Origin of the sequence: Paracoccus methylovorus (assembly GCF_016919705.1) — a bacterium.
Taxonomy (GTDB): Bacteria; Pseudomonadota; Alphaproteobacteria; order Rhodobacterales; family Rhodobacteraceae; genus Paracoccus; species Paracoccus methylovorus.
In genome coordinates this window covers 449,656-465,298 of the sequence record NZ_CP070368.1, presented here as the reverse complement: position 1 = coordinate 465,298, position 15,643 = coordinate 449,656, and the positions used below count along the sequence as shown (strand labels likewise).

The following is a 15,643-nucleotide window of genomic DNA, read 5'->3' as shown; positions in this document are numbered from 1 at the left end:
TGGGCCAGCTTGCGTTGAACTGGCAAGATGGCGCGGGTTATCCGAGGTCGTCATGCCGCAGCCTTCCGTTCTTTTCGTCTGTCTGGGCAATATCTGCCGCTCACCCTTGGCCGAGGCCGCGCTGCGCGCCGCCGCCAGTGCTGCGGGGGCGCAACTGCTGGTCGACTCGGCCGGGACCGGCGATTGGCATGTGGGCCATGCACCGGACCCTCGGGCGCAAGAGGTTGCGGCGCGGGCCGGCATTGACATCTCGGACCTGCGCGCCCGGCAGGTGCGGGCCGGGGATTTCCACGACTTCGACCATATCATCGCGATGGATCACGAAAATCTTGCGAACCTGCGTCGCCTTGCGCCCTCGGGCGGCAGCGCGCGGCTGTCGCTGCTGCTGGATCATGTGCCGGGGCGCGAGGGGCAATCGGTCGCCGATCCATACTTCGGCGAGGCCGCCGGCTTTGATGCCACCTGGTGCGACGTGACCATGGGGGCACAAGCCCTGCTGCGGCTGATCGTCCGGCAGGAATGACAACCCGGCCTTTACAGCCCGGCGCGCCCGCCCTATCTCTGCCCGATCATGGCCACGAAATCCGACCCGAATTACAAGATCATCGCCGAGAACCGCCGCGCCCGCTTCGACTACTTCATCGAAAGCGATCTGGAGGTTGGTATCATGCTGACCGGGTCCGAGGTGAAAAGCCTGCGCACCGGCCAATCCAACATCGCCGAAAGCTATGCCTCGGTCGAACAGGGCGAGTTGTGGCTTATCAACGCCTATATCGCCCCCTACAAACAGGCCGGCATCTTTGGCCACGAGGAACGCCGCCGCCGTAAGCTGCTGGTGTCGAAAAAGGAACTCAGCCGGCTATGGCAAGCCATCGGCCGCGAGGGCATGACGCTGGTGCCCTTGGTGATGTATTTCAACCATCGCGGCAAGGTTAAGCTGAAGATCGGCGTGGCCAAGGGCAAGAAAGTCTCCGACAAGCGCGAAACCGCAGCCAAACGCGACTGGAACCGGCAGAAACAACGTTTGCTGAAGCAGGGTTAAGCATTGCAGCCCCGCGCGGCTGCGGTTACATCGGTGTCGTTTCTGCGAGTGCGGGGGGAAGGCCAATGTCCACCGAGTCCGACGATCCGAAAGTGCTGGTCTCAACCGACTGGCTGGCCACCCATCTGAGTGACCCGGACCTGCGCGTCATTGATGCGACGTGGTTTCTGGAACCCGGCCGCGACGCGCGGGCCGAATATATGGCCGCGCATATTCCCGGCGCACGCTTTTTCGACATAGACGAGATCGCGGACAAGCGCAGCGAACTGCCGCATATGGCGCCCCAGCCCGAAATGTTCATCAGCCGCATGCGCGCCATGGGCATCGGCGATGGCCATCAGGTGGTGGTCTACGACAATTCGCCCGTCCATTCGGCGGCGCGGGTCTGGTGGACTTTCAAACTGATGGGCAAGCAGGACGTGGCCATGCTGGACGGCGGTTTCGCCAAATGGCAGGCCGAGGGCCGCGAGACCGAGGATATGCCCCCGATCCTGCGCGACCGCCACATCACCGTGCAGCGGCAAGCCGCACTGGTGCGCGACGTCACCCAGGTTGCCGCCGCCAGCAAGCTGGCCGATCACGAAATCATCGACGCCCGCTCGGCCGAACGCTTTCGCGGCGAAGCGGCCGAGCCCCGCGCCGGCCTGCGTGCGGGCCATATTCCCGGTGCCAGGAACCTGCCCTTTGGCAGGCTCTACAACACCGACGGCACGCTGAAATCCGTGCCCGAACTGCGCGCCGAATTCGAAGCCGCCGGGGTGGACCTGACGAAACCGGCCATCACCACCTGCGGCTCGGGGATAACGGCGGCCTCGCTGTTTCTGGCGCTTGAACGCATCGGGCACCGGGACCATTCGCTTTATGACGGAAGCTGGACCGAATGGGGCAGCTTCCCCGATCTTAAAATCGCAACCGGAGACGCGTAATGCTGGGCAATCTGAAACCGCAGGCCCCCGACAAAATTCTGGCCCTGATGGGAGAGTTCAAGGCCGATCCTCGCCAGGGCAAGATCGACCTGGGCGTGGGGGTTTACAAGGATGCCACCGGCCATACGCCGATCATGCGCGCGGTCCGCGCCGCCGAACAGCGGATGCTGGAAACCGAGACCACCAAAACCTACGCCAGCCTGTCCGGTGAACCGGAATTCCAAAAGGCCATGGGCGAACTGATTCTGGGCGAGGGCCTCAAGCCCGAAACCACCGCCACGCTGGCCACGGTCGGCGGCACCGGCGCCATCCGCCAGGCGCTGGAACTGGCACGCATGGCCAATCCAGACATCCGGGTCTTCGTCAGCGATCCGACCTGGCCGAACCATGTCTCGATCATGAACTTCATGGGCCTGCCGGTGCAGACCTATCGATATTTCGACGCCGAGACCCGCGGAGTCGATTTCGAAGCCATGAAGGCCGATATCTCCGCCACGAAAAAAGGCGACGTGGTGCTGCTGCATGGCTGTTGCCACAACCCGACCGGCGCCAACCTGAACATCGAGCAATGGGCCGAGGTCGCCACGATCCTTGAGAAGACCGGCGCACTGCCGCTGATCGACCTGGCCTATCAGGGCTTCGGCGACGGGCTGGAAGAGGATGCGGCCGGAACGCGCCTGATCGCCTCGCGCATCCCCGAGGTGCTGATCGCGGCATCGTGCAGCAAGAACTTCGGCATCTATCGCGAACGCACCGGCTGCCTGCTGGCGCTTTGCGCCGATACGGCGACCAGGGATCTGGCCCAGGGCGCCATGTCCTTCCTGAACCGGCAGACCTATTCTTTCCCGCCCTTCCATGGCGCCAAGATCGTCGCGACCGTGCTGACCACGCCCGAATTGCGGGCCGACTGGATGGCCGAGCTCGAGGCCGTGCGCAGCGGCATGCTGCGACTGCGCGAACAGCTGGCGGGGGAGCTGCGCGACCTTTCAGGTTCGGATCGTTTCGGCTTCGTGGCGGCGCATCGCGGCATGTTCTCGCGCCTTGGAGCCACGCCTCAGCAGGTGGCGCGGATCAAAGAAGAATTCGGCATCTATATGGTGGGCGATTCGCGCATCAACATCGCCGGGCTGAACGACAACTCCATCCCGATCCTGGCCCGCGCCATTATCGAAGCCGGCGTCTGACCTCACGGATCAAGCGCCAGCCCCAGATCAGCAACCGCCGGCCTATATCCCCGGCGGTTCGCGCTTTTTGCGGCCGCTGCCCATGGCAAGCGCCCTGAAAACCCGCCCGTCTTTTCTCCGTGTTCCAAATACCCCGGGGTCCGGGGCAGAGCCCCGGTCCACTGACCCGGCTGCTCAGCCCCTCCGACCCAGCTTGCGGTCTATATAGTCGCGCAATTCCTCGATCTCGGCCTGGCTTTCACGCAACTGTCCCTGCGCGGCGCGCAACTCCGCCTCGGCGGTCGACAGCCCGGCGACCAGATCGGCTTCGCGCGACTCCAACTCGTCCACGGCGCGGTCGCGGGCCTCCTCAGCCTCGTGCAACTGCTGGGCCATGCTTTCCAGCTCGCCCATATCGGCACGGCTGACGCGGGACAGGCGGTGGATCAGCCAGCTTGCGAACCACCCCAGCATAAAGGCGGCAAACAGGATGATCGCAGTTGCGATGATGAATTCGGTTCGGTTCATGCGGGCGGCTTCAGGGCAAGGGGTTGCGGATCATGGCGTCGAGGGCGATTCGGGACGCGGCAAGGGGCGGTTCACGTGCAGTGCATCGCGCGCGGGTATGGTTGCCGCATTGATGGCCGCCCCGACCAGCGCCGCCTCGGCCGGACGGGTGGCGGCCTCGACCGGCCCGACCACCTCTGCCCCTTCGGGCAGCAGGCTCGCCACAGGCAAGGTCGCGGCCCGCAGCGCCGGCAACTCTGGCAGCACCGCCTCTTGCACGGGGCGGCTTGCGACGCGGGACAGATCTATGCCGGACAGCAGCACGCGCAGGGGTTCCGTCGCAGCATACATGGCGGCCTCGGGATCGGTGGGCACACCCAAGGCAGGGCCGATGACGGCGGTCGCGGCATGCAGCGCAGCCGCCTGGGTTCGCGCCGCCACGACCTCTGCACTGTCGGTCACGCCTTTGACCAGTTCGGCGGGGGCGGGTGCCTCGACCATGACCGGATCGTCCGCCAGCAGCAGGAACTCGATACGCCGATTCGCTTCGCGCCCGGCATCGGTATCGTTATCCGCGATGGGCTGGCTTTCGCCATAACCTTTCGCGGTCATGTTCGTGGTATCGATCCCCGCCTCGGTCATCGCCGCCAGCACCGCCTGCGCCCGGGCGCGCGACAGTTCCGCATTGAACCCTTCGGAGCCCTGAGAATCGGTATGACCGCCGATCTCGATGCGGAATTCCGAACACTGTGCCATGGTTTCGGCCAGACCCGACAAGGTCGGCCCGGGATCGCCCGCGATAACCGATTTGTTGGGCTCAAAGCCAATCTCGGATTGCTGCATCACCGCGTTCAGCCGATCCACGCATTCGATGCCCGAGGGCAGACCAAGCAGCGGATCCTTGCGCCGGTCGTAACGGATCGCCAGTTCATAGCGCGCACCCGCGCCCAGCCGCTGGGCCAGCCGCGCCGCCGCCAGATCCGAGGCGGTCTGGTTGCCCGAAACGCCGCTGATCCGCACCAGATCCCGTGTCACTTTGGCCTCGCCCCGCTCCAGCCCGTCCAGCGCCTCAAGCGCGGCAATGGCACGCAGCGTCCAGCCCTCGGGCACCGAGGCATCGCTGCGCAGCGTGCTGTCGACCTGGCCAAAGCGCGCGCGCGCAAGACTTTCCACCGCGTCGCGCATGCGCTCATCGGTGATGCGGCCGCGCAGGCTGACGCCGCCCGGATCGACCACGGCGGAAAACTCGGCCGGTCCCGCCTCGGCTTCGCTGGCGTTTTGGTGCTGAGCGACAAGGGTGAATGCCGGGGGCAGCAGCGCCTCCAGCCGACCCGCGGCGTCGTCGAACATTGCCGTTTCGACCTCGGCCGGGGCGAACAGCGCCACATCGGTGTCCGAAATGGTGACAGAGCCCGCCCCTAGTGCCTCGACAGCGCGGATGGCGGGAACGGCGGCGTCGGCCCATCGCGGCGACGGCGCGCCCAGGCCCAACGTGCATTGCGCCTCGGCCGGCACCCCGGCCGCCTGACCGGCCTCAAGAATGCGGTCGCGGGCGGTTTCGGTATCGGCAGCGCAGGCATCGAAACGGGCGCCGGTCGCATCCTTGACAAAGCGCAGGGTAAAGGGCGCGATCACCGGACGCGGCGCGGTGATATCCGCTGTAAGCGTGATACCTGCCGGCTTGGCGCGATTCAGCGCCTTCTCCAGCTCCAGCTTTTCGCGCGGGTTGTCGGTGATGGCGCGGATCGAAACCTCTCCGGCCGAAATCGAGACCTTGGCCCGCTTGGCCAGTTGCGCTGCGCTCAGCCCAAAGGAAAATGCGTCCTTCCAGCCGTCAGGAACCGGATAGTCGGCGCTCTCCATCAGGTCCGAGACTTGGGCCGCGCCGGTCTGGCGTTTCAACCGCTCGACCATCGAATTGCGATCCAGATCCGATGGCACCAGCCCGATGATCGAGATGCTTTGATCGTTGCGCAATAGCTCGATCCCGAAGGCCGGAGTGGCCAGTTCGGCGCTGGCGGCAACCTGCATCCTGTCGATCACCCGGCCCGCATCGACCACGGTTTCGGCCCGTGCACGGGCGCGGAACCTCTGCACCTCGTCGGGGGCGATACCCTCAAGCTGCACCTGCAAGCCGTCGGTCGTGACCTGCACCCAATCGTAATCCGCCAATGCCGCGCGCAGATCCTGGGCCGCGTTGGCCTCGATGAAATCCGCGGCCGCGCGCGCGCCCAAAAATGACAGCCCAGCCGCCGCCACGATGGCGATCATGCTGGTGACAATGACAGGGCTTCGACGCGCGGGGCGTCGTGCGGATTGCTGGGGACTGGCCATCCGGTGGACCTTCGGGCTGTTTCCGACCCGCCGCATGTAAACCCTGCGCCGGCTTTTCGCAATCAGACCAGCCCCGCCAAAGCAAGAAACAGCGCAACCAGCAGCCCGGCATCCCGATTCGAGCGGAATAGCCGCAGGCAACCCGCGTTGTCGGTCATGTCGAATTTCCACAACTGCCACGCCAGATGCGCGGCAAAACCCACGACGCCCAACAAGCCCAGCAACAGGCCAAAGCCCGCCGGTCCCGCCGCCAGCACCGCCAGCGCCAATAGCAGCACCGAAGCCGTACCAAAGACCGATAGCCAGCGCGGCGTATCCGTTCCGAACAGCCGCGCGGTGGATTTCACGCCGATCAGCGCATCATCCTCGGCATCCTGATGGGCATAGATGGTATCGTAAAAGATCGTCCAGCAGATCCCCGCCAGATAGGCCAGCACCGGTGCGGGCGCCAGATTTCCGGTATGCGCGGCCCAAGCCAGCAGCACCCCCCAGTTGAAGGCAAGGCCCAGAAACATCTGCGGCCACCATGTGAAACGCTTGGCAAAGGGATAGACAGCCACCAGCGCCAGCGACGCCACGCCCAGGGCAATGGCCGCCCCGCCGAGTGTCAGCAGGATCGCAAACCCCGCAAGCGACTGCGCCGCCAGCCAGATCACCGCCCCCTTGACCGTCACCTGCCCGGAGGGAATGGGACGCGAGCGGGTACGCGCCACCTTGTCGTCGATGTCGCGATCGGTGATGTCGTTCCAGGTGCAACCCGCGCCGCGCATCAGCACCGCGCCGACGCCACAGGCCACGGCGATCCACAGGTCGCGCCAACTGGGCTGGCCGGCAATCATCGCCAGACCGATGCCCCACCAGCAGGGCAGCAGCAACAGCCACGTCCCGATCGGCCGGTCGGCACGCGACAGGCGCAGCCACGGTCTCCAATCTGGCGGAGCGTAGCGGTCCACCCAATTATCGGGAGGCGCGTCGGCTACGGTGCTTGGGCCCTCTGGCGTCGGACAGTCGGTCTGCATTAGGCTGCGCCTCATCATGGCGAAAATCAGACTGTTCATAGATCACCCGCTGGCCGAGGGACAAGCCGTCGAGCTGAATGCCGATCAGGCGCATTACCTTTCATCGGTGATGCGGCAGGCCCCGGGGGCCGAGATTTCAGTATTCAACGGCCGCGACGGCGAATGGCTGGCGCGCATCGAGCGACTGGCAAAGCGTAACGGCGAAATGGTCGCGCTGCATCAGACCGCGCCACAGCTTGACCCGCCGGACCTGTGGCTGATCTTCGCACCGATCAAAAAGACGCGAACCGATTTCATCGTCGAGAAGGCCGCCGAACTGGGCGCGGCCCGCATCCTGCCGGTGCAGACCGATCACACCAACTCGGAGCGCATCCGGCAGGACCGCCTGCAAGCCCATGCCGTCGAGGCCGCCGAGCAATGCGGCGGCACCTTTGTTCCCGAGGTCTGTGATCTGGTGCCGCTTGCCCGGCTGCTGGACGGCTGGGACATGGAAAGGCGGATTCTTTGGGCAGATGAGGCGCTGGCCGGCCCGGCGCAGGTGCTTTCGGGGCTGCCGCATGGCGCTTGGGCGATTCTCATCGGACCCGAAGGCGGCTGGTCAGAATCAGAGCGCCGGCGCCTTTGCACCATGGAATGCGTCACCCGCATCTCTCTGGGACCGCGAATTCTGCGGGCGGACACTGCTGCCGTTGCGTCACTGGCACTGTGGCAGGCATCCTTGGGCGATTGGCGCTGAACCAACCGGTCTGAAAAGCGCAATCTTTCCCCAAAAAGTCCGATCTTGGCAGAAGAATGTTGCGGCGCAGCATCGCTTTTGCCCAATTGTCGCAAAAAGTAAATAAATCCGGCCTCTTATGCACAAGCTGCATGGCAGAGATGCCCCTTTGTGCGTGGTTTTAGCAAACTGCCCGGCCTATATGCTGATGCATCAACGAAGCGCCCGATGAATGGGCAATGATCTCAAGGTGAAAAACTATGTCGGCGATTGACACGAACCGCATCCATAGCGGGGCGGGCTCTTTCGGTATTGGCTCGAAAATCTGGGCGGGCCTGTCTGCTTGGAACGATGCGCGCGTGACGCGGAACGCGCTGAGCCGTCTTTCGGATCGCGAGCTGGACGATATCGGCCTGTGCCGCGGTGATATCGAGCGGATTGCCCACGCACGCTAAGCGGCGGCCAAGGACGAGAAACCGGCTGCACAAAGCGCCGAGACGGTCCTTCTTTTTGCCCCATCAGGGCATAGCGAACAGGCGGCCCCGCAAGGCCGCCTTTAGTATTTTCAGCGGTCAGTTGCGCTGGACGACAAGGGTGGACCATTCGCCCAGATCGTCGCGCTGTTCCAGCCGCAGGCCGCCGGCCGCATATGCGGCGATCACGTCGTCGGCCTGGGTCGTCAGGATGCCCGACAAGATCGCCCTGCCGCCCGGCGCAAGATAGCGCGCCATGTCCGGCACCAGATCGATCAGCGGCTGTTTCAGGATATTGGCAAAGATCAGGTCGAAAGGTGCGGCGTTTTCGATCAGTGGATGATCGAAGCCCACCGCCTCGACGCATTCGACACGCCCGTCCAGCCCGTTGGCGATGACATTGGCGCGCGCCACGTCCACCGCCTGCGGATCGATGTCGCCCGCCAGCACGATCACCGGAAAGACCCGGGCCGCAGCCATGGCCAGAACCGCCGTGCCGCAGCCTATATCGACGATGCGCTGCGGGGACGCGCCATCTGCGATCAGGCGATCCAGCGCCAGAAGGCAACCCTTGGTCGTTGCATGATGGCCGGTGCCAAAGGCCATCGCCGCCTCGATCAGCAGTGCTTCAGCGCCATCGGGCACCTTTTCGGCATCATGACCGCCATGGACAAAAAATCGCCCCGCCTCGACCGGTGAAAGCTCGCGCTTGACATGGGCCACCCAGTCCACCTCGGGCAGTTCCGACACCACAAAGGGCTCAGCCCCCCAGGCGGCGGCCAACAGCGCCAACCCCACGTCGTCGGGGCTTTCGGTGAAATACAGCCCCACCTCCCAACGGTCCGAGCCGTCCTCGATCTCAAAAACGCCGCTGCCGACGGGTTCGGGCGTCAGCTCCTCGCCCGCCTCGGCAAGCGCCTCGGCCGCCTCGCGGCCTTTGGTGTGGGTCAGCGCGGTCCAGGTCGCCATTCAATGTCCCTCGGCTATATCGGTCAAGGGCGCTTTGACACCCGTGCCGCGCAAGCCGCAATAGCCATTCGGATAGCGGTCGAGATATTGCTGATGGTCATCCTCGGCCCGCCAAAAGGGACCGGGCGGGATGATCTGGGTGGTGATGCGGGGATAGCCATCCACCGCCAGCCGGTTTCCGTAATCGGCCTTGCTGAGTTCCGCCGCCACCTTCTGGCTGTCGTTGAAATACATGATGAGCGAGCGGTATTGCGAGCCGACATCGTTACCCTGTCGGTTGCCCTGCGTGGGGTCATGGTTTTCCCAGAAAATCTGCAACAACCGCTCATAGCTGACGCGCGAGCTGTCATAGACCACCCGCACCACCTCGGCGTGGCCGGTGGTTCCGGCGCAAACCTGCTTGTAGCTGGGATTTTCGGTATCACCGCCGGCAAAGCCCACTTCGGTCAGCCAGACGCCATCCTGCTGCCAGAACAGCCGCTCGACACCCCAATAGCAGCCCATGCCGAAAATCGCCTGATCGTATCCCTTGGGCATTTCGGCATCCAGCGGCCGGCCAAATATCCTGTGAATAGGGGCACTCATGGTCGCGTCCTTTCGCATATCCTGTCGCATTAGGTAGGGGCGACGCCCCGGTCGCGCAACGCTGGAATAGGCATGTGGGTTCAGGTCCCCGGCTTGCAGCGGGCCGGGCGCATCTGCCAGAGTAGGGGCCGACCGACCTGCAAGAGGCCCCCATGCACCCCGGACCGCGAAACCTGATTACCGATGTTTCCGGCCTGAGCGTCGGCAACGCCCACGACGACGCGCTGCGGTCAGGCAGCACCGTGCTGCTGGGCCATGCACCCTTTACCTGCGGCGTCAGCATCATGGGCGGCGCGCCCGGCACGCGGGAAACCGACCTGCTGGCCCCCGACAAGTTGGTGCAGGGCGTCGATGCGCTGGTACTTTCGGGCGGCTCGGCCTTTGGGCTGGCCGCATGCGACGGCGTGGCGGATGGCTTGCGGGACATGGGCCGGGGCTTTCAGGTCGGCCCGGTGCGCGTGCCGATCGTCCCCGGCGCCATCGTCTTTGACCTGCTGAACGGCGGCGACAAGGGGTGGAGAACCAACCCCTACCCCAGCCTGGGCCGCGCAGCGTTGGCGGCGGCAAGCCTCGATTTCCCCTTGGGCAGTCAGGGTGCAGGCACGGGCGCGATGACGCATCGGTGGAAGGGCGGACTGGGCTCGGCCTCGACGGTGCTGGAATGCGGCATCACCATCGGCGCACTGGTGGTGGTAAACGCGCTGGGATCGGTCACGGCGGGCGATTCGCGGCAGTTCTGGGCCGCCCCGTGGGAGCTTGGGGGCGAATTCGGCGGGCTTGGCCTGTCCGGCCCCTACCCTGCCAGCCATGAACCGACACCGGCGAAACGGCTGGGCGAGGCGACGACCATCGCCATCGTCGCCACCGACGCGGCATTGGACAAGGCCGGGCTGACCCGGCTGGCCACCGCGGCGCAGGACGGCATGGCGCGCGCCATCGTGCCCAGTCACACGCCTTTCGACGGCGATCTGGTCTTTGCCGTTTCAACCGGCGCAATACCCCTGCCCGACCCGGCGCTGAACCCGTTTCTACTGGGCCACGCTGCCGCCTGCACACTGGCCCGCGCCATCGCGCGCGGCGTCCATGCGGCAAGCCCGCGCCCGGGCGATCTGCAACCTTGCTGGCGCGACGGATAGGGCGCAGGCCCTATTCCACCGTCACCGATTTCGCCAGATTGCGCGGCTGGTCGACATCCGTGCCTTTCGCCACAGCCGTGTGATAGGCCAGATATTGCATCGGCACGGCATAAAGGATCGGCTGGAATGTCCCGCCGCCAGAAGGCATGGCCAGCTTGGCACGCGCCCCATGGCCGCCGCTTTCCAGCCCCTCGGCATCCGAGATCAGCAGCACCTGACCATGCCGCGCCATCACCTCTTGCATGTTCGAGACGGTCTTTTCGAACAGCCCGTCGCGCGGCGCCAGCACCACGACCGGCACATTGCGGTCGATCAGCGCGATGGGACCATGTTTCAGCTCGCCCGAAGCATAGCCCTCGGCATGGATATAGCTGAGCTCCTTGAGCTTCAGCGCACCCTCCAGCGCCACCGGGTAAAGCGCCCCGCGGCCCAGATACAGCACGTCCTGCGCCTCTGACAGCCAGCCGGCAAGGCGACGGCATTCGTCGCTGACCGCAAGCGCCTGGTTCAGCAGACCCGGCAAAGACCGCAGATCGGCCAGATGCGCCGCCAACTCTGCCTCCGACAGCCGGCCGCGATCCCGCGCCGCCTTGAGCGCCAGCACCGCCAGCACCGCAAGCTGGCAGGTAAAGGCTTTCGAGGAGGCCACGCCCACCTCGATCCCCGCCAGCGTGGGCAGGGCGATGTCGGCGTCGCGCGCAATGGCCGAGGTGCCCACGTTCACAACCCCTACGGTCTGGGCCACCTTGTTACGGGCGTAATGCAGCGCCGCCAGCGTGTCGGCGGTTTCGCCCGACTGGCTGACAAAGATCGCCCAACTTTTCGGGGACAGCGGCGGCTCGCGATAGCGGAATTCGGATGCCACATCCAGATCGCAGGGCAGGCCGGCCAGCGTCTCGAACCAATAGCGCGCCACATGCGCGGCATAAAAGGCCGTGCCGCAGCCCACCAGCGTCAGCCGGTCGACGTCGCGGAAATCCAGCGCCTCGGGCAAAATGATCCGGTCGCCCTTGATGTAATGATTCAGCGCATCGCCCAACACCACCGGCTGCTCGGCGATTTCCTTGGCCATGAAGTGGCGATAGCCGGCCTTGTCGATCTGCGTCGCCCCCACGTCGATCTGCTGGATCTCGCGATTGGCGGGGCGGCCATCGGCGTCGAAGATCTGGGCGCCTGCACGGCGGATGACGACATGATCGCCGTCATCAAGATAGGTGATCCGGTCGGTAAAGGGCGCCAGCGCGATGGCGTCCGAGCCAAGGAACATTTCGCTTTCGCCATGACCGACCGCCAGCGGGCTGCCCTTACGCGCGCCGATCATCAGGTCGGGCTCGCCCTCGAACAAAAAGGCCAGCGCGAATGCGCCATGCAGCCGCCTCAGCGTCGCGCGCGCCGCCGCAACCGGGTCCATGCCCTGCCCCATGTGCCAAGCGGTCAGCAGCGCCACGGTTTCGGTATCGGTCTGCGATTCCGGCTGCATGCCCAGCGCGACCACCTCATCGCGCAATTCGCGAAAATTCTCGATGATGCCGTTATGGACCACGGCGACAGGCCCACGGCGATGGGGGTGGGCGTTGGCCTCGGTCGCGGCGCCATGGGTGGCCCAGCGGGTGTGGCCGATGCCAGCGTGGCCAGTCAGCGGTTCATGCACCAGCCGATCCGACAGGTTCACCAGCTTGCCCACGGCGCGGCGGCGGTCCAGACGCCCCGAACCATCCACCGTCGCCACCCCTGCGCTGTCATAGCCGCGATATTCCAGCCGCTTCAGCGCCTCGACCAGTTGCGGAGAGACTTCGTGCCCACCCAGAATTCCGATGATGCCGCACATGGTCAGTTTTCCTTTTTCTGGCGCAGCGCCTGCATCAGCCGCGTAGCAAGGCCGGGCTTATTGACTTGCCGTCCCCGCCCCAAGGCCAGCGCATCGTCCGGCACGTCCTGAGTGATGACCGAGCCCGAGCCGGTCAGCGTCCGCGCGCCCACACGCACCGGCGCCACCAGCATGGTATTCGAGCCGATAAAGGCGTTCGCCCCGATCTCGGTCCGGTGCTTGGATACGCCGTCATAATTGCAGGTGATGGTGCCGGCACCGATATTCGTCGCCTCGCCGATATGGGCATCGCCCAGATAGGTCAGGTGGCCGACCTTGACCCCCTCATCCAGCACCGAGTTCTTGATCTCGACGAAGTTGCCTATATGCACATCGCCGCCCAGTTCCGCCCCGGGCCGAAGCCGCGCAAAGGGGCCGACCGTGGCGCCCGCGCTGACATGGCAGCCTTCCAGATGGCAGAAGGGCAGGATCTCGGCCCCGCTTTCCACCGTCACGCCGGGGCCGAAAACCACGTTCTGGCCGATGATCGCGTCGCGGCCGACACAAGTGTCCAAGGCGAACCAGACCGTAGCCGGATCGGTCATCGTCACGCCGTCCTCCAGCGCCTGCGCGCGGGCGCTGGCCTGAAAAACAGCCTCGGCTTGGGCAAGTTCGGTGCGGGTGTTGATGCCCAGCGTCTCGGCCTCATCGCAGGTCACCACCTCGACCCGGTGGCCCGATGCACGGGCAAGTGCCGGCAGATCGGTCAGGTAATATTCGCCAGCCGCATTCTGGTTGCCGATCCGGGGCAGGAATTCGCGCAACAGCGCCGCATCCGCCGCCAGAACGCCGGAGTTGACCAGCCGGATGGCGCGGGTGGCCTCATCGGCGTCTTTGTATTCGACGATCCGCTCCAACCCCTCGGGGCCGGTGACCAGCCGGCCATAGCGGCCCGGATCGGCAGCCTCGAAGCCCAGCACGACGACATCGGCGGGATGCGAAGCAAGACGGGCCAGGGTTTCTTCGCCGATAAAGGGGGTGTCGCCGTAAAGAACGATCACCCGGCCCTCGAACCCTTCCAGCAGTGGCATCGCCTGACTTACGGCATGGCCGGTGCCAAGCTGCTGTTCCTGCAAGGCAAGCTGCGCCTCGGGGTCGAGTTTTGCGACCGCCTTGCCCACCGCCTCGGCACCATGACCGGCGACGACGACGACCGCCTCGGGCTCCAGCGTGCGGCCGGCGGCAAGGGCATGGGCGACAAGCGGCACTCCGCCCAACCGGTGCAGCACCTTTGGCAGATCCGACTGCATCCGGCTGCCCTGCCCGGCAGCAAGAACGATCAGCGCGACGGGTTTGTGGGTCATGTCTGCCTCTTGCCTGTTCCTTATCCTTGCCCGGCGTTCTACCTAGAGGGCGGCAGTCGGGGAAGGCCCCGACAGATCAAACATCTTGACGGAAGGTTACAGCATGGCGGGAACGGTGGTCTTTGATCTGGATGGGACACTGGCCGACACCTCGGGCGATCTGATTGCGGCAGCCAACGCCTGCTTTCAGGCGCGCGGCCTTGGCGCGTTGCTGGACCCGGTCGAAGATGCGCTGATCGCCTTTCACGGCGGGAGGGCCATGCTGCAGGCGGGTTATGGCCGCATGCCCGGCGACAGGCTGCTGCCACCCGGTGCCGAGGACGAGGATTATCCGCGCCTGCTGGATCACTACGGCAGTGCCATCGCCGTCCATACCCGGCTTTATCCCGGTGCCGAGACTGCGTTGGAGCGGCTGGCATCGGCCGGCCATCGCCTTGCGGTCTGCACCAACAAACCCGCTGCGCTGGCGGAAACCCTGCTGCGCGAACTGGGCATCCGCGATTGTTTCGCCGCGATGATCGGCGCCGACACGCTGCCGGTGCGCAAGCCCGACCCCCGCCCCTATGCCGCGGCGGTCGAGGCGGCGGGCGGCAGCGTGGCGCGATCCTTTCTGGTGGGAGATACCGAAACCGACCGCAAGACAGCCGCAGCCGCCGGGGTAAAGGTGGCGCTGGTCGCCTTTGGTCCCGAGGGCGAGGGGCTGAGCCGTCTGGCCCCCGAGGCGATGCTGGCGCATTTCGACGACCTGCCCGCGCTGGCCTTGGACTGGCTGGCCTGAGCCAAAACAAAAGGGGGCCCGCAAAGGCCCCCGATACGTGGATATGTTTGCGGACCTATTCGGCCTCGTCGGCGGATTTGGCGTTGAGCTGGCCATAGTTCTGCGCACCGATTTCCTCGTAAAGCCCAAGCTGGGTTTCGAGAAAGTCGATATGCCCCTCTTCATCGGTCAGCAGCGCATCGAACAGGTTCTTGCTGACATAGTCGCCGACCTTGTCGCAATATTCCCGCGCCTCGATATACAACGTGCGGGCGTCGTGTTCGGCAGCCAGATCGGATTCCAGCGTTTCCTTGAGGTTCTGGCCGATCCGCAGCGGGTCAAGCTTTTGCAGGTTCGGATGACCTTCCAGAAAAATGATTCGCTGGATCAGTCGATCCGCGTGATTCATTTCCTCGATGGATTCCGCGCGGGACTTGTCGGCGATCTTGCCGTAACCCCAGTCCTCTTGCAGGCGATAATGCAACCAATACTGGCTGACCGCGGTGAGTTCAGACCGTAGCGCTGCGTTGAGATACTCGATGACCTTTGCGTCGCCCTTCATGGCTTACCCCTGTGCGGTTGGCTCTCAACCCCCGCAAGATCGGGGGCACAGCCAGATTATCGCATCCGCGCATGGTGTCCAGAAACAAAGGCATACACCCCCCGCAATCGGCGCGCTTGCCGAGTGCGTGGTAGATCTTGCCGGGGGTGATGATCGTCTCGGGGTCAGAGGCACGCATCCAGTCGACAGCGGCTTTGATCTCATGATCCGAAATCTGGGTGCAGTGGCAAACGATCATATACTCACCTTCGGTTACGCAAAAACTTACTCAATTCCTCGGATAA

17 protein-coding genes are annotated in these 15,643 nt (G+C 65.0%); 8 read left to right on the top strand and 9 right to left on the bottom strand.

Annotation, left to right across the window (positions count from 1 at the left end; genetic code table 11):
- The first annotated feature begins 52 nt into the window (after positions 1-52).
- The 4 genes from JWJ88_RS02305 (at position 53) to JWJ88_RS02290 (ending at position 3,152) form a co-directional block, all read left to right on the top strand.
- Entirely contained in the window at positions 53-523 is a 471-nt protein-coding gene (locus JWJ88_RS02305) for a low molecular weight protein-tyrosine-phosphatase (RefSeq protein WP_205294511.1), read from the top strand.
- Between the two features lie 48 nt (positions 524-571).
- Entirely contained in the window at positions 572-1,042 is a 471-nt protein-coding gene (smpB, locus tag JWJ88_RS02300) for an SsrA-binding protein SmpB (RefSeq protein ID WP_205294510.1), read from the top strand.
- Between the two features lie 65 nt (positions 1,043-1,107).
- Complete coding sequence (gene sseA / locus JWJ88_RS02295) at positions 1,108-1,968, top strand: 3-mercaptopyruvate sulfurtransferase (RefSeq protein WP_205294509.1); 861 nt, start codon at positions 1,108-1,110, stop codon at positions 1,966-1,968.
- Positions 1,968-3,152 carry an amino acid aminotransferase gene (locus JWJ88_RS02290; protein WP_205294508.1) on the top strand — a complete coding sequence of 395 codons (1,185 nt, stop codon included), beginning with the start codon at positions 1,968-1,970 and terminating at the stop codon, positions 3,150-3,152. Before sseA ends, JWJ88_RS02290 begins: the two co-directional genes overlap by 1 nt.
- Before the next feature lie 174 nt (positions 3,153-3,326).
- Here the strand turns inward: JWJ88_RS02290 and JWJ88_RS02285 are convergent, their stop codons facing one another.
- The 3 genes from JWJ88_RS02285 to ubiA form a co-directional block, all read right to left on the bottom strand.
- Positions 3,327-3,659, bottom strand: coding sequence for a cation:proton antiporter (locus JWJ88_RS02285; protein ID WP_205294507.1), 333 nt, complete (start codon positions 3,657-3,659; stop codon positions 3,327-3,329).
- Positions 3,660-3,689: 30 nt separating this feature from the next.
- Positions 3,690-5,972, bottom strand: coding sequence for an OmpA family protein (locus JWJ88_RS02280; protein WP_240200175.1), 2,283 nt, complete (start codon positions 5,970-5,972; stop codon positions 3,690-3,692).
- 62 nt (positions 5,973-6,034) lie between these two features.
- Positions 6,035-6,991, bottom strand: coding sequence for a 4-hydroxybenzoate octaprenyltransferase (gene ubiA, locus JWJ88_RS02275; RefSeq protein WP_205294505.1), 957 nt, complete (start codon positions 6,989-6,991; stop codon positions 6,035-6,037).
- A 16-nt stretch (positions 6,992-7,007) separates the two neighbouring features.
- Between ubiA and JWJ88_RS02270 the strand changes: the two genes are divergently transcribed.
- Complete coding sequence (locus JWJ88_RS02270; protein WP_205294504.1) at positions 7,008-7,727, top strand: 16S rRNA (uracil(1498)-N(3))-methyltransferase; 720 nt, start codon at positions 7,008-7,010, stop codon at positions 7,725-7,727.
- A 239-nt stretch (positions 7,728-7,966) separates the two neighbouring features.
- Complete coding sequence (locus tag JWJ88_RS02265) at positions 7,967-8,161, top strand: DUF1127 domain-containing protein (protein WP_205294503.1); 195 nt, start codon at positions 7,967-7,969, stop codon at positions 8,159-8,161.
- A gap of 117 nt (positions 8,162-8,278) precedes the next feature.
- Here the strand turns inward: JWJ88_RS02265 and JWJ88_RS02260 are convergent, their stop codons facing one another.
- Entirely contained in the window at positions 8,279-9,148 is an 870-nt protein-coding gene (locus JWJ88_RS02260) for a 50S ribosomal protein L11 methyltransferase (RefSeq protein ID WP_205294502.1), read from the bottom strand.
- Complete coding sequence (gene msrA / locus JWJ88_RS02255; protein ID WP_205294501.1) at positions 9,149-9,733, bottom strand: peptide-methionine (S)-S-oxide reductase MsrA; 585 nt, start codon at positions 9,731-9,733, stop codon at positions 9,149-9,151.
- A gap of 152 nt (positions 9,734-9,885) precedes the next feature.
- Here msrA and JWJ88_RS02250 point away from each other — a divergent pair, with 152 nt between their 5' ends.
- Positions 9,886-10,869, top strand: coding sequence for a P1 family peptidase (locus JWJ88_RS02250; protein ID WP_205294500.1), 984 nt, complete (start codon positions 9,886-9,888; stop codon positions 10,867-10,869).
- A gap of 10 nt (positions 10,870-10,879) precedes the next feature.
- Here the strand turns inward: JWJ88_RS02250 and glmS are convergent, their stop codons facing one another.
- Positions 10,880-12,697 carry a glutamine--fructose-6-phosphate transaminase (isomerizing) gene (gene glmS / locus JWJ88_RS02245; RefSeq protein WP_205294499.1) on the bottom strand — a complete coding sequence of 606 codons (1,818 nt, stop codon included), beginning with the start codon at positions 12,695-12,697 and terminating at the stop codon, positions 10,880-10,882.
- A gap of 2 nt (positions 12,698-12,699) precedes the next feature.
- Entirely contained in the window at positions 12,700-14,040 is a 1,341-nt protein-coding gene (gene glmU / locus JWJ88_RS02240; RefSeq protein WP_205294498.1) for a bifunctional UDP-N-acetylglucosamine diphosphorylase/glucosamine-1-phosphate N-acetyltransferase GlmU, read from the bottom strand.
- Positions 14,041-14,143: 103 nt separating this feature from the next.
- Here glmU and JWJ88_RS02235 point away from each other — a divergent pair, with 103 nt between their 5' ends.
- Positions 14,144-14,818, top strand: a complete 675-nt coding sequence (locus JWJ88_RS02235) for an HAD-IA family hydrolase (protein ID WP_205294497.1) — start codon at positions 14,144-14,146, stop codon at positions 14,816-14,818.
- Between the two features lie 55 nt (positions 14,819-14,873).
- On the opposite strand, the gene bfr is transcribed toward JWJ88_RS02235, so the two are convergent.
- Both bfr and JWJ88_RS02225 read right to left on the bottom strand, forming a co-directional pair.
- On the bottom strand, positions 14,874-15,359 hold the full coding sequence (bfr, locus tag JWJ88_RS02230) for a bacterioferritin (protein WP_205294496.1): 486 nt from the start codon (positions 15,357-15,359) through the stop codon (positions 14,874-14,876).
- Positions 15,307-15,597, bottom strand: coding sequence for a (2Fe-2S)-binding protein (locus JWJ88_RS02225; RefSeq protein ID WP_205294495.1), 291 nt, complete (start codon positions 15,595-15,597; stop codon positions 15,307-15,309). The genes bfr and JWJ88_RS02225 overlap by 53 nt, the downstream gene beginning before the upstream one ends.
- Positions 15,598-15,643 lie beyond the last annotated feature (46 nt).